Annotated in this window: 10 protein-coding genes; 2 read left to right on the top strand and 8 right to left on the bottom strand. The window is 61.9% G+C overall.

Going from position 1 to position 13,350, the window contains the following annotated elements:
• Positions 1–96: 96 nt before the first annotated feature.
• The 5 genes from PNAP_RS12055 to PNAP_RS12035 form a co-directional block, all read right to left on the bottom strand.
• A complete protein-coding gene (locus PNAP_RS12055) occupies positions 97–2,754 on the bottom strand; it encodes a pentapeptide repeat-containing protein (RefSeq protein ID WP_011801794.1) in 2,658 nt (885 codons plus the stop codon).
• Positions 2,755–2,941: 187 nt separating this feature from the next.
• Positions 2,942–5,620: a pentapeptide repeat-containing protein gene (locus PNAP_RS25005; protein WP_157040273.1), complete on the bottom strand. Its 2,679-nt coding sequence runs from the start codon at positions 5,618–5,620 to the stop codon at positions 2,942–2,944.
• 102 nt (positions 5,621–5,722) lie between these two features.
• On the bottom strand, positions 5,723–6,976 hold the full coding sequence (locus PNAP_RS12045) for a DEAD/DEAH box helicase (protein WP_011801792.1): 1,254 nt from the start codon (positions 6,974–6,976) through the stop codon (positions 5,723–5,725).
• A 300-nt stretch (positions 6,977–7,276) separates the two neighbouring features.
• Entirely contained in the window at positions 7,277–8,263 is a 987-nt protein-coding gene (locus tag PNAP_RS12040; RefSeq protein WP_011801791.1) for a CapA family protein, read from the bottom strand.
• A complete protein-coding gene (locus PNAP_RS12035) occupies positions 8,260–8,673 on the bottom strand; it encodes a hypothetical protein (RefSeq protein ID WP_083758036.1) in 414 nt (137 codons plus the stop codon). Before PNAP_RS12035 ends, PNAP_RS12040 begins: the two co-directional genes overlap by 4 nt.
• Positions 8,674–8,898: 225 nt before the next feature.
• On the opposite strand from PNAP_RS12035, the gene PNAP_RS12030 reads away from it, so the two are divergent.
• Together PNAP_RS12030 and PNAP_RS12025 are read left to right on the top strand one after the other, a co-directional pair.
• Positions 8,899–9,543 carry a glutathione S-transferase family protein gene (locus PNAP_RS12030; RefSeq protein ID WP_011801789.1) on the top strand — a complete coding sequence of 215 codons (645 nt, stop codon included), beginning with the start codon at positions 8,899–8,901 and terminating at the stop codon, positions 9,541–9,543.
• 77 nt (positions 9,544–9,620) lie between these two features.
• Complete coding sequence (locus PNAP_RS12025) at positions 9,621–9,923, top strand: antibiotic biosynthesis monooxygenase family protein (protein WP_011801788.1); 303 nt, start codon at positions 9,621–9,623, stop codon at positions 9,921–9,923.
• Positions 9,924–10,001: 78 nt separating this feature from the next.
• Here PNAP_RS12025 and ahpF read toward each other — a convergent pair whose 3' ends face one another.
• From ahpF to ppsR, 3 genes are all read right to left on the bottom strand, one after another.
• On the bottom strand, positions 10,002–11,600 hold the full coding sequence (gene ahpF, locus PNAP_RS12020) for an alkyl hydroperoxide reductase subunit F (RefSeq protein WP_011801787.1): 1,599 nt from the start codon (positions 11,598–11,600) through the stop codon (positions 10,002–10,004).
• A gap of 82 nt (positions 11,601–11,682) precedes the next feature.
• Entirely contained in the window at positions 11,683–12,255 is a 573-nt protein-coding gene (gene ahpC / locus PNAP_RS12015; RefSeq protein WP_011801786.1) for an alkyl hydroperoxide reductase subunit C, read from the bottom strand.
• Between the two features lie 251 nt (positions 12,256–12,506).
• A complete protein-coding gene (gene ppsR / locus PNAP_RS12010; protein ID WP_011801785.1) occupies positions 12,507–13,328 on the bottom strand; it encodes a posphoenolpyruvate synthetase regulatory kinase/phosphorylase PpsR in 822 nt (273 codons plus the stop codon).
• Positions 13,329–13,350: the final 22 nt, after the last annotated feature.

Genomic DNA, 13,350 nt, shown 5'->3' with positions numbered 1-13,350 from the left:
CTCTTTGACGGTAAAAAAAATAATGGCTTGGATGCCTGGGTGCTCAGGGTAAAAAAGCTTTCATTCGTCAGGGCCTGTTGCTTGCGCGCAGGCGCGTCACGGCGACCAGCAGGTATTGGGACCAACCCCGATGAACGGGTCTCCGCACAGCGGCGCCTCGGCAAAGCAGCTGGTGTTTTTCGGGCGCGCCTGGCTCAGGGGCGTGGCCGGCGGGTCCAGCACCAGGCCGAGCGTGGGCTTGTTGTAGGTGAACTGCACGCAGGTTTGCACCGGCGCGGACCTGACGCATGCGGTGCTGGGCGGCGGCGTCGTCGGCACGGCAAAACCGGGAAACGAGGTGTAGGACGCACCGAGTTCGAACTGCATGCAGCCGCCATTCGGGTTGGCGTCGCCGTAGGCATTGGTGAAAATCGGATTGACGAGGTTGGCGCCGGTGAAATCGGCGCCCTGCAAGAAGGCGTTGCTGAAATTGGCCGGCGTGCCGTTGAAGTCGGGGGTCAGCGTGGCATTGCGAAACGATGCGCCATTGAGCACGGCATTGCTGAAGTCGGCGGCGCTGCCGGCGACATTGCTCATGTCCACGCCCACCAGGTAGGCGCTGCTGAATTTGGCGCTGTCCAGCTTGGCGCCGTAGGCGTTGGCGCACGCCGGCTTTTGGTAGGCGCCGCAGTCCGAAGGCTGGCACGCGGCCTGGCTGGTGCTGTAAAAACTCGCATTGCTGAAGTTGGCCCCGGCCATGTTGCTGCCATACAGGCTGGCGTTGCGCAGGTAGGCGCCGGTCAGGTTGGCCGCGACATTGGAGACGCCGGCGGTTGACGGCGCGGCATTGAGGTTGGCCGCGCACAGGTTGGCGGCGTCCAGATTCGCATTCGGCAGTTGCGCGCCCTGCAGCGAGGCGTAGCGCAGGTCGGCGCCCGACAGGTCGCTGCCGGCCAGATGCGCATTGTTGAGGTTGGCGCCGTAGAGTTTCACGTCGGGCATCGACCTGCCCGTCAGGTCGATGCCCGACAGATTGCACTGCTCGCACTTCTTGTCGGACAGCACCATCTCGATGGTATCGACGTTGATGGCAATCGAGGCTGCCTTCCAGCCCGCGCTGCCCCAGCCGGATGCAATGCAGCCAGACCGGTTCAAATGCTGTTGCTCGCCTTGCTGGGACATGGCCGAATAGACCGTGGCCGTGGTCAGGGTGCCGAGTTTCAAGGAGCCGTCAAAATTGCCCAGCGGGCCGCCGGGCATGATGCCGGGCAGGTCGTAGTGATCGACCACCATGGCGGCGCCGCTGCAGTCCTGGGTGTTGAACAAGGCCACTTGGCCTTGGCCGGGCAGGCTGCTGCCTGCAAAGCCGCCGGGCCGGTAGCGCAGCACGGTGCGGTACTCGGGCTGGTATTGCGCTATTTGATCGGGCGTCAAAGTCACCAGGACGCCTAGTTCCTCCGGGCGGTTGGGCACCATCCCGTTGACGCCGTAGGGAAAGCCCATCGCCTGGGATGCAAAGCCGTCTCGGACAGATTTCAAAATGAACGCATTGGTCGCGGTGGAAAAACTGTCGATCTGAATTGTGCCGGTGAGGCGGAGAACGTCACCCGAGGCAATCAAAGCAACAGCCAGTGTTGGGGATGCCTCCAGGCCCACCAGTCCGCCATTGCATGAAAGCGGTGCCCCGAGCTGCGTGGGGTTTCCCTGGCTGTCATTGATGCGCTTGAAAAAATTCAGTCCATCCAGCAGGGTGCTCGCTGAATAGCTGTTGGTGTGGTTGGCCTTCAATGACTGGACCGAGGCATGGATATATCCCACGCACCCTTGTATGTCGGGAAACTCCGGGCCGCCAGGCCGCCAGCCCGACAGTCCCAAAAAGCCGCTGCTGCTTGCCTTTTGTGTCGTCGGGTCAATGAAGCTGGCCAGAATTCCCCAGTACTCTTCAACACCAGCGTCCTTGAGCGGCGGCTGGCTGCCGGGCGGCTGGGTTAACACGGCTTGCCCCGCCGGCTGGCGGCGCATGAACATCGTGCGGCTGGCGCCGGTGCCGCCGTAGCGCTGGCGAATCCTGTACAAGCCCTGTTCGGCCTGAAGGGTGGCGCAAGGCCCTCCGGCCTTGATGGTCAGCAGGCTGGCGCCGCTTGCATCGAGCAAAGTAATGCTGTCAGCGCCCTCGTCCTGCGGGTCCATGCAGAAGCGGTAGCGCCTGGCCTCCAGCCGCAGCGAAAATTCTTCCGACCGGCCGGGACTCGATTCCATCACGACCAGATGGTCGTCACGGGCAAACAGGGCAGGGTTGGCGCGCAGGTCTTTCGAGGTCAGGGTGGTGGCGGGCACCAGCGGCTGCGGGTAGCGCCAGCGGCCGTTTTGAAGTTCCACGCTCACCGCCTCATAGACCGCCGCATCCATGTGCAGCCGGCGGATGTTCAGCTTCAGGGGCTGGCTGGACCGCTGCAGGTCTGCCAATGCAACTTGCGGCTGTAAATCGGCGTCCACGGGTGCAACAGCCGATGTGACCGGCCGCCATGACAGCAGCTCAAAATTTCCGTCGAGTGAAAACCGGATGCGCACATCGGCATACAGCGCAGCGCCCGACTGCAGCAGCGGCAGCTCCAGCACGCCTTGCGCGGCATTGATTTTTGCCACTGCCGTACTGGCCGTCTGAACCGGATCAGCCTCGGCGGGTGCGGGCGCCGAAGCATCGCTGCCGCCGCCGCAGGAACTGGCCAGCACGAGGCAAACTATCAGCATGAATCCCGCTGCCGAACGTGTCATTTGTTACTTCTTTTTGAAAATGTTGCAGTAGTCTTACATCAATGCGGTCAAGCGCCTAGCCTACAAATTGACCGGGTATGAGGAGGGTAAAACGGTGCATTCGTCTATTTTTTAAGCCTTTTAGGCCTTTTGCGCAGGACTGTTAAGCACGGACAGCTATCAAATACATAGCAAACATGAGCCCATGTCAGGGGGTTGACCAGCAGGTATTGGGGCCGACTCCGGTGAATGCATCGCCGCACAGCGGGGCCGCGTCAAAGCAACTGCTGTTCCTGGGAATGGCCTGGCTCAAGGGGGTTGTCGGCGGGTCCACCTGGGCCGACAGAATGGTGGGCCGGTTGTAGGTGAACTGGACGCAGGTTGGCGCTGGCGACGCGGCCCTGGCGCAGGTGGCGCTGCCCGGTGGCGTCGGCACCGAAAAGCCTGGAAACGAGGTGTAGGCCGCGCCCAGTTCGAACTGCATGCAGCCCCCATTCGGGGCGGTGTCCACATAGGCGTTGGTAAAAATCGCGCTGACGAGATTGGCGCCCGTGAAATCGGCGCCCTGCAAAAAAGCGTTGCCGAAATTCACCGCCGTGCCATTGAAGTCCGGTGTCAGCGTCGCATTGCGAAACGACGCGCCGCTTAAAACGGCATGGTTGAAATCGGCGGCGCTGCCGGCCACGTTGCCCATGTCCACGCCCACCAGGTAAGCATTGCTGAACCTGGTGCTTTCAAGCGTCGCGCCAAAAGCGCTTGCGCAGGCCGGTTTTTGGTAGCTGCCGCAGGCCGTGGACTGGCATGCGCCCGCGCTGGTGCTGAAAAAACTTGCATTGCTGAAGTTGGCGCCGGCCATGTTGCTGCCATACAGGTAGGCATTGCGCAGGTAAGCCCCGTTGAGGTTGGCCGCCACATTGGACGAGCCCGCGCTGGAAGGCGCAGCATTGAGGTTGGCCGCGCACAGGTTGGCGGCGTCCAGGTTGGCATTGGGCAACTGCGTGCCCTGCAGCGAGGCGTAGCGCAGGTCGGCGCCGGAGAGGTCGCTGTTGTTGAGGTGGCTGTTGTTCAGGTTGGCGCCGTAGAGCTTCACGTTCCGCAGCGACCGGCCCGTCAGGTCGATGCCGGCCAGATTGCACTGCTCGCAGTTGCCCGAGATCACCATCTCGATGGTGTCCACATTAATCGCCAGGGACGCTGCCTTCCAGCCCGAACTGCCCCAGCCTGCAACGATGCATCCCGAGCGGTCCAGCTTCTGGTGCTCCCCGTTTTTGGACATTGCCGAGTAAACCGTGGCCGAAGTGGCGCTGCCGAGCAGCAGCGAGCCGTCAAAATCGCCCAGCGGGCCGCCAGCCATGATGCCGGGCAGGTCGTAGTTGTCCACCACCATCGCAGCGCCGCTGCAGTCCCGGCTGTTGAAGAGCGCGACCTGCCCCTGGCTGGGCAGGGTATTGCCAGGAAAGCCGCCGGGCCGGTAGCGCAGCACGGTGCGGTATTCGGGCAGGAAGGCGCTGACCAGGTCGGGCGTCAGCATCTGCAGCCCACCTGGCGGGTCGATGCCCAAAGACCTCGTGCCGCGAGGAAATCCCAGGGGCGAAACCGGCAGGCCGAAAACCGAACCCTTCAGGGTGAAGGTGTTGCGCGCGGCGGAAAAACCGTCAATCAGTATCGGATAGGCCGGGGCAGGCGCGGCGCCCTCCTTGTAAAAGGAAACCATGGGAATCGGAAACGGGTAGCTGGTTTGCACCCCCAGCGAACTGATCTGGAACATGCCGAAATTCGTGCCGCCAGCGCATTCGAGTGGTGCCAAGGAAAAGGAGCCTCCAAGCGTTGCCGCATTTCCCTGGCTGTCGTTGATGCGCTTGAAGAAATTGAGTCCGTCGAACAGCTGTTTTGCCTCAAGGAAAGCGTCGTCGTTGCGCGAGGTCGCTTGCGTTCGCGCATTGATCTGGCCCACGACGCAATACGGCAAGGATTCGGAAACGGGGAACATTTGCAGGCCCAGAAAACCGCTGCTGGTCACCCGCTGCGTGGCCGGGTCAAGAAAGCTGGCAAGCACGCCCCAGTACTCTTCCTGCCCGGCATCGTGCAGCGCTGGCCGCCCGCTGGGCGGCTGCGTCAAGGGTGGGCTGGCTGGCAGGCGCTGGCGCATGAAGACCGTTCTGCTGGCGCCTGTGCCGCCGTAAGTGTGGCGAACCTTGTACAGACCTTGCTCTGCCGCGTAGGCCGCACACGGCCCGCCTGCGCGCACGCTCAGCAATTCAGCGCCTTGCGCGTCAAGCAGGGCGATGGAGTCGGCGCCATCGTCCTGCGCATCCATGCAAAAACGGTAGTTGCGGTTTTCCAGCCGCAGCGCAAACACCTCGGCATGGCCGGGTGCCGATGAAATCACCATCAGCTGGTGATCCTTGGCGAAAAGCGCCGGATTGGCGCGCAGGTCGCTGGAGGTCAGCGTCGTTGCCGGCACCAGCGGCTGCGGGTAGCGCCAGCGGCCGTTTTGAAGTTCAACGGTCACCGCCTCGTAGACCGAGGCATCCATGTGCAGCCGGCGTATGTCCAGTTGCAGGGTTGCTGCAGAGGCTTGCAGGTCCGCCAGCGCCGTTTGCGGCTGCAGCACCGCATCGGCAGGGCGTGAAGCGGTTTTGGCCGGCCGCCAGGACAGCAGCCTGAACGTCCCGTCGGGTGAAAAACCGATGCGCACATCGGCATACAGCGCATTGCCCGATTGCAGCAATGGCAATTCAAGCACGCCTTGCGCTGCGTTGATCTTTGCCACGGCAAGGCTGGCCGTGGACGTGTCGGAGGAGGGCGCCGGCGTGTCGCTGCCGCCGCACGAGGTGAGCAGTGACAGGAACATCGCCCCGAGGAATCCTGCAGCCCAGCGTGTCATTTGTTACTCTTTCTTGCTATTGCAGAAAGAGTGTTACATGAATGACCGCCGGTGCCTACCCTGAAAATTGACTGGCCGGGCGCGAATCCTTTCTTGCCTGGCTTATTTTCCGGCGGCGAGTGCCCGCAGCTTGTCCTTTTTGCTGGGCCGCTTGCCCTTGATGCCGCCCGTCCCCGCCGGATCGGCGGCATTCGGAATCTGCACCTCGACCGGCTCAAACCCCGCGACCTGTTCACGCGGCACGCTCATCTTTTGACGCTTTTCAATCAACTTGAAGTGCGCTTCGGTCTCGGCGCTGACAAAGCTGATGGCGATGCCGGTTTCGCCGGCCCGGCCGGTGCGGCCAATGCGATGTATGTAATCTACTGATGAACGCGGCAAGTCGTAATTGACCACGACCGGCAATTGGGCAATGTCAATGCCGCGCGCCGCCACATCGGTGGCCACCACCACCTGCAGCAGCTTTGCCTTGAAATCCTGCAGCACCTGGTTGCGTTTTCCCTGGCTCAGTTCGCCATGAAAGGGTTCGGCTTCGATGTCGGCCTTGCGCAGCTTGTCGGCGACGATCTCGGCGGCATGCTTGGTCGCCACGAACACCAGCACCCGGCTCCATTTTTCGGTCTGCGCCAAGTGGCGCAGCAGCTGGGTGCGCCGGCTCGGGTCCACTTCAATGGCGCGCTGCACGATCTCGGGCTCGGCCTGCTTTACCGCTTCGACTTCAATGCGCAAGGGGTCCGTCAGCATGCCGGCGGCCAGCGCTTCAATCGCGGGTGGAAAGGTGGCCGAGAAAAACAGGCTCTGGCGCTGCGCCGGCAGCAAGGCCAGGATGCGGCCCAGTTCCTCGCCAAAACCCAGGTCGAGCAGGCGGTCGGCCTCATCGAGCACCAGCATGCCGACCTGGTCGAGCTTCAGCGCGTTGTGGTCGATCAGGTCGATCAACCGGCCTGGCGTGGCAACGATGATGTCGGCGCCGCCGCGCAGGTTCATCATTTGCGGATTGATCGACACGCCGCCGAACACCACCGCCACCTTGACGCGCTGCGGCAGGTAGTTGGCCAGGCTGACGATGGCCTCGCCCACCTGCGCCGCCAGTTCGCGCGTCGGCACCAGCACCAGGCCGCGAATGCGTCGCTTGGCATCAGCCGGCGCCTGGGCCAGTTGATGCAGCAGCGGCAGGGCGAAGGCGGCGGTCTTGCCGGAGCCGGTCTGGGCCGAACCGACGATGTCGCGGCCTTGCAGGATGGCGGGAATCGCCGCTGCCTGGATGGCGGTCGGCGCAAGGTAGCCTTTTTCGGCGATGGCGCGCAGCAGGACAGGCAGCAGGGCCGGCGAAAAGCCGAGTGATGAAAATGGCATGAAAAAGGTGCTCAGGAAATAAAAGGCAGGTGAGTGGGCGCAAGCCAAATTGACGCCGCAACGGGCTGTCGCCAGAACCTGCAAGTTTAAGCCCGTGCTTTTCAAGACAAGCTGGCTGCGCAAAGCTGCAAACCAGGCAAAACGCTTGCCAGGCAGATTTGCTATTAAATACATAGCTTCTTAAGCTCATATCTATTGCGCAAACGGCATTTTTTAATAATAAACCCAGAGCCTATCGGCCATGACCCTGGCGCTGCAAGCGCCGACGTATTTTTAGCCGCATCTGGCAAATTATTGGTATCAGTCCGGATTCCGGCATAGCCGCAGGCCCGTATCTCCACGGCTCCAGCATGGGCTGGCGGCATCGCGGTCTGGTTGCGGGATGCCTTCCAGGCTGATCTGCACAACAACGGTGTCAAAGCTGCTCACGCCCTGTTTGTCCAGTTGCAGCCGCAGCACCCAGCCGCGCCGCTGATTTGCGTTGTCGGTTTCCTTCATGACGAAATTGCCCACGCTGTAGATGATGGGTTTGCCCTGGTAATGCTCGATCTCCTGCGTGACATGCGGATGCCCGCCAATCACCACATCGGCGCCTGCATCAATCATGAGCCGGGCCAGATGGCGCTGGCGGGCGTTTGATGTCGGCTCGTTTTCCCAGCCCCAGTGCATCACCGGGATCACCAGGTCGGCCTTGTAAACCGTGCGCGCCTTCCTGATGTCGGCCACGACCTGTTCATCCTCGCTCCAGGCGATGCCGGGCGCGTTGTAGTCGGCCTCAAAGCTGCGCGGCATGAACTCGCTGTAGCCCAGCAGGGCAATGCGCAGTCCCTTGCGTTCAATGATGAGCGGGGTATGCGCTTGCGACAGGTCAATCCCGCCGCCGAATTGGGCCAGGCCCGATTGCTTGAGCAAGCCAAGCATTTGCGCAAAAGCCTCGCGGCCGAAATCGCCGGAATGGTTGTTGGCCAGCGCGAGCGCGTCAAAGTGCCGCTTGAGAACGGGCAGGGTGCGTGGATGCGCGCGAAAGGTGTAGTTCTTGTCGCCCGCCGAGCCGGTGGTGGCGATCACGCATTCAAGATTGCCAATGCGGATGTCGGCCCCCCCAAAGACAGCGGCCAGGCCGGCAAACGGGTCTTGTCCCCGCTCGATCATCTCGCCGGCCGAGTCATCAAGCACGATATCGCCCGCAAACACCAGGCTGACCGGGTCGGGCGCGCCAGCGGCAAAAGCCAGCGGACAGCAGGCCAGGCACAAGGCACTGATCCAATGACGAAAACCGGCTTTCACGGACGAACTCCTTGCAGCGTGCAGCTGTAGATCAACTCGCGCTCCACCGGGCCAGCGTACAGGTGCTGCTCACCCGTGAGCGGATAGGGCATGGCCGAGGCTTTGAACGGCGGCAGGTATTTGGCCTCCTGGACCAGGATGGGCTGCGTTCTGGCATCAAGGTAGGCGTACAGCAGGATGCGGTCGATCCGCGCAGTGCTGCCAACCATCACCGCCTTGAAGCGAAAACGCCCGCCGATGTCAACCGAGGGAACCGGATAAGGATCGGCCACAGGCATGGTTTCAATGACCTGGGTGGTGCCCGCATAGCTCACATGACAGCGCAAGAGCGGCGCGGCGAGCACGGCATGGTGAAAAAAAAGGCTGGCAAGCCCGAGTACGGCGAAGGAGTTCAGGCGTGGGTAATCCATGGCGCCTATTTTGCGCTGTCCAGGTGCGGCAGTTTGTTCAAGACATAAGCAGACAAAGGCGACACAGGTGTTACGACAAAGGACACAGGCGAGCGGGCTGGGGATGGCTGTCAGCCGCTCATGCCAAGGCCTGTCAGCAAGCCCCATGCAGGGCCGGGCGATGTTTGGCGCCACCCGTTCGCACCAACTGAATCGCGCTGTCACGCATCTTGCTTTGCAGCCTGCATGACCCTGAAGTTCTACATGACGCCCGGCTCCTGCACGACCGGCATCCACATCCTGCTCGAAGAGCTGGAGCTGCCGTTTGAAGTCACCATCGTGAACATGCCGGCCGGCGACCATCGCCGCCCCGAGTACCTGGCGCTCAACCCGAAAGGCACGATTCCAACGCTGGTGCAGGGCGATGGGCAGGCGCTGACCGAGTTCCAGGCCATTGCCTACTGGCTGGCGCGCCGCTATCCGCGCAAGCGCCTGCTGCCCGACGACCCGCTGCAGGCCGCGCAGGCCCTGGAGCTGATGGACTACGTGGTGGGCACGGTGCATGGCCAGGGCTACACGCGGATTTTCACCACCGACCGTTATCTGCCTGCGGGGCTGGACGGGCCGTTGCTGGCGCAATGGCAGCAGGGGATTCAGGCACGCGGACGCGAGATCATTGCCGAGGCGTTTGCCGTGATCGAAGCGCGTCTGCCCGAGGCCGGTTACGCCTGCGGCGCCGATTTCTCGATAGCCGACGCAGCGCTGTTTTATGTCGAGTTCTGGGCCGACAAGACCGGCCTGGCCTTGCCGCCGCGCTGCGCCGCGCATTACCAGCGGGTGCGCGCCCGGCCGGTGGTGCAGCGCGTGCTGCGCGAAGAAGGCTACCGCTGAAGCCGTCCGGCGCCTGCCGCCCTGCGTGGCATGCTTCGCATTCCGACTCCTGATTTTCATTTGAAAGGACACGCACCATGTTTATCGCCATGAACCGTTTTCGCATCGCTCCAGGCCGCGAGGCCGAATTCATCGAAGTCTGGCGCCAGCGCGACAGCCGGCTGGCCGAGGTGCCGGGCTTTCAGCGCTTCAACCTGCTGCAAGGGCCAGGCGATGCGCAGGCCACGGTGTTTGTCTCGCACTCCACCTGGGAAAGCGCCGCCGCGTTCGAGGCCTGGACCCGTTCCGAATCCTTCCGCGCCGCCCATGCCAGCGCGGGCCAGCAGCGCGGCCTGTACCTCGGGCCGCCGCAGTTCGAGGGCTTTGAGGCGGTGCTTTAGCTGCTATTGTTTATATAGCTGCTAGCGCTTGCTGGATATGCGAAAGAGGCCGATTTGATACTGATTTCCTGGCCAGAGTCAGTCGGCCAGCGCGGTTTCCATTTCAAGCACGGGCGCCGGCGTCCGGATCAGGTGGTCAAACGCGCTCAACGCCGCCTTGGCGCCATCACCGGCCGCAATGATGATCTGCTTGAAGGGCACGGTTGTCGCATCACCCGCCGCGAACACGCCGGGCACCGAGGTCTGGCCCCTGGCATCGACCACGATTTCGCCGTGCCTTGACAGCTCGACCGTGCCCTTGAGCCAGTCGGTGTTGGGAACCAGGCCGATCTGGATGAACACGCCTTCGAGTTCGACCTTGTGCAATTCGCTTGTTGAACGATCCTTGTAGATCAGCCCGTTGACCTTCTGGCTGTCGCCGGTGATCTCGGTGGTCTGGGCATGGGTGAACACCGTCACGTTCTTCAGGCTGTGCAGCTTGCGTTGCAGTACGGCATCGGCGCGCAGCACGCTATCGAATTCAATCAGCGTGACATGGCCGACGATGCCTGCCAGGTCAATCGCCGCCTCGACGCCTGAATTGCCGCCGCCAATCACCGCCACGCGCTTGCCCTTGAAAAGCGGTCCGTCGCAATGCGGGCAGTAGGCCACGCCCTTGTTCTTGTATTCGTGCTCGCCGGGCACGTTGATGTTGCGCCAGCGCGCTCCGGTGGCGATGATGACCGATCTGGCCCTCAAGGACGCGCCGCTTTCAAGCTGGATTTCAAGCAGCGCATGGCCGGCATCGGTGGTGGGAAGCAGCGCCCTGGCGCGCTGCAGGTTCATGATGTCCACCTCGTAGTCGCGCACATGCTGTTCAAGCGCGGCTGCGAACTGCGGGCCTTCGGTATGCTGGACTGAAATGAAATTGTCGATGCCCAGCGTGTCGAGCACCTGGCCGCCGAAGCGTTCCGACACCACGCCAGTGCGGATGCCTTTGCGCGCTGCGTACACCGCAGCCGCCGCGCCGGCCGGGCCGCCGCCGACGATGAGTACGTCAAACGGGGCCTTGGCGGCGATTTTCTTTGATTCGCGCTCGACGCCGCTGGTGTCGATCTTGGCCAGGATTTCTTCCAGGCTCATGCGGCCCTGGCTGAATTCGGCGCCGTTGAGGAAAACGGTCGGCACGGCCATGATCTGGCGTTCCTTGACCTCGTCCTGGAACAGCGCCCCGTCAATCATGGTGTTTTTGATGCGCGGGTTCTGCACCGCCATCAGGTTTAGCGCCTGCACCACGTCGGGGCAGCTGTGGCAGGTCAGCGAGACATAGATCTCGAACTCGAAGTCGCCATCGAGCGCGCGGATCTGCTCCAGGACCGCTTCGTCCACCTTCGGCGGGTAGCCGCCAACTTGCAGCAAGGCCAGGATCAGCGACGTGAACTCGTGGCCCATCGGCAGCCCGGCAAAACGCGGACCGTGATTTTCACCCGGGCGATTGATCGAGAAGGACGGTTTGCGGTGATTGTCGTCGCGGCTTTCGCTGACCTTCACCAGCGCGGAGGAGTCGGCGATGTCCTTCAGCAGCGACTGCAACTCGCCCGACGCCTTGCCAGCGTCGAGCGAGGCGACGATTTCGATCGGTTGTGTGGCCCGGTCGAGGTAGCTTTTCAATTGGGCTTTCGTGCTGGCGTCGAGCATGGCGAACTCACTTTCTAAATACGTGGGGGAATAAAAAAGCCCGGGTGCAAGCGCGCCCGGGCTGTGGCGCGCACGAAGCGGCTTAGATCTTGCCGACCAGGTCGAACGAAGGCTTGAGCGTTTCAGCGCCTTCGCTCCATTTGGCGGGGCAGACTTCACCGGGATGGGCGGCTACATATTGCGCAGCCTTGACGCGGCGCAGCAGTTCGGCGGCGTCGCGGCCAATGCCGTTGTCGTGCACTTCAATGGTCTTGATCTTGCCTTCTGGATCGATGACGAAGGTGCCGCGGTAAGCCAGGCCGGCGTCGTCGCCTTCCTCGATCATGACTTCGAAAGCGCGCGTCAGCTTGCCGCTCGGGTCGCCGATCATCGGGTAGGTCACCTTGGCGATGGTCTCGGATGTGTCGTGCCAGGCCTTGTGGGTGAAGTGGGTATCGGTCGATACGCTGTACACCTCGACACCCAGCTTCTGGAATTCAGGGTAGTGGTCGGCCAGGTCGCCGAGTTCGGTCGGGCACACGAAGGTGAAGTCGGCCGGGTAAAACACGACGACGGACCATTTGCCCTTGAAGTCGTCATTGCTGACGGGTACAAACTTGCCGTTGTGGTAGGCGGTGGCTTTGAAAGGGATGATTTCGGTGTTGATCAGGGACATGGCTGCTTCCTCTACGGGTGGTTGAAAATCTGAACGAGTTGATAGTATATGACTCTTAATTTAATCTATTAAATAGAAATATGCTATTGATGAAATTGGATTTGGCTATTTCTTTACGGCGTGCGGCATTCTGGCGGGCTGTTTTGATGTATTTCTATTAAAAACAGGCTATTGCGCAATAGGGGTGGGCGCAGACAGCTATCAAAAGCATAGTAAAAACTGCGCCAGGACCGGCTCGCTGGTGCGGGCGGTCAGTATTCCAGCCGCTCTGGCCTGATTTCCTGCAGGATCGTGGTGGCAATTTCCTCGATGGACTTGGTGGTGGTCGAGAGCCAGCGAATGCCTTCGCGGCGCATCATGGCCTCGGCTTCATGAATCTCATTGCGGCAGTTGGCCAGGCTGGAATAGGTCGAATTGGGCCGGCGCTCGTTGCGGATCTGGCTCAGCCGCTCCGGGGCAATCGTCAGGCCAAAGATCTTCTTGCGGTGCGGCACCAGCGCTGGCGGCAGTTGCCGGCGCTCGAAGTCTTCGGGGATCAAGGGGTAATTGGACGCCTTCAGGCCGTACTGCATCGCCAGGTACAGCGTGGTGGGCGTTTTTCCGCTGCGGCTGACGCCGACCAGGATCACGTCCGAGCCCGCCAGATCCCGATGGCTCTGGCCGTCATCGTGCGCCAGCGAGAAATTGATGGCCTCGATCCGCTCGTCGTAGGCTTTGCTTTTGGAGGCATCCGAAAACCGGCCCACCCGGTGGTTGGATTTGATTCCCAGTTCGCTTTCCAGCGGGGCCACGAATATGCCAAACATGTCCAGCAGCATGCCGTTGCACTGGGCCTTGAGGACCGCCAGGATGTCCATGTTCACCAGCGTGGTGAAAACGATGGGCCGCTTGCCTTCCAGTTCCCCGGTGTGATTGATATGGCGGATCGCCTGATGGGCCTTGTCCACGGTGTCTATGAAAGGCAGGCGGACATGGCGCGGACTGATTTCGAACTGGGCCAAGATGGCGTTGCCAAAGGTTTCGGCGGTAATGCCGGTGCCGTCGGAGATGAAAAACACGGTGCGATTGGACATGGTGGTCGATTCGGTCAAGTGA

The sequence above is a fragment of the Polaromonas naphthalenivorans CJ2 genome (genome assembly GCF_000015505.1).
Lineage (GTDB): Bacteria > Pseudomonadota > Gammaproteobacteria > Burkholderiales > Burkholderiaceae_C > Polaromonas > Polaromonas naphthalenivorans.
Note: the sequence above shows the minus strand (reverse complement) of the source record. Positions and strands in the feature narration are given on the sequence as shown.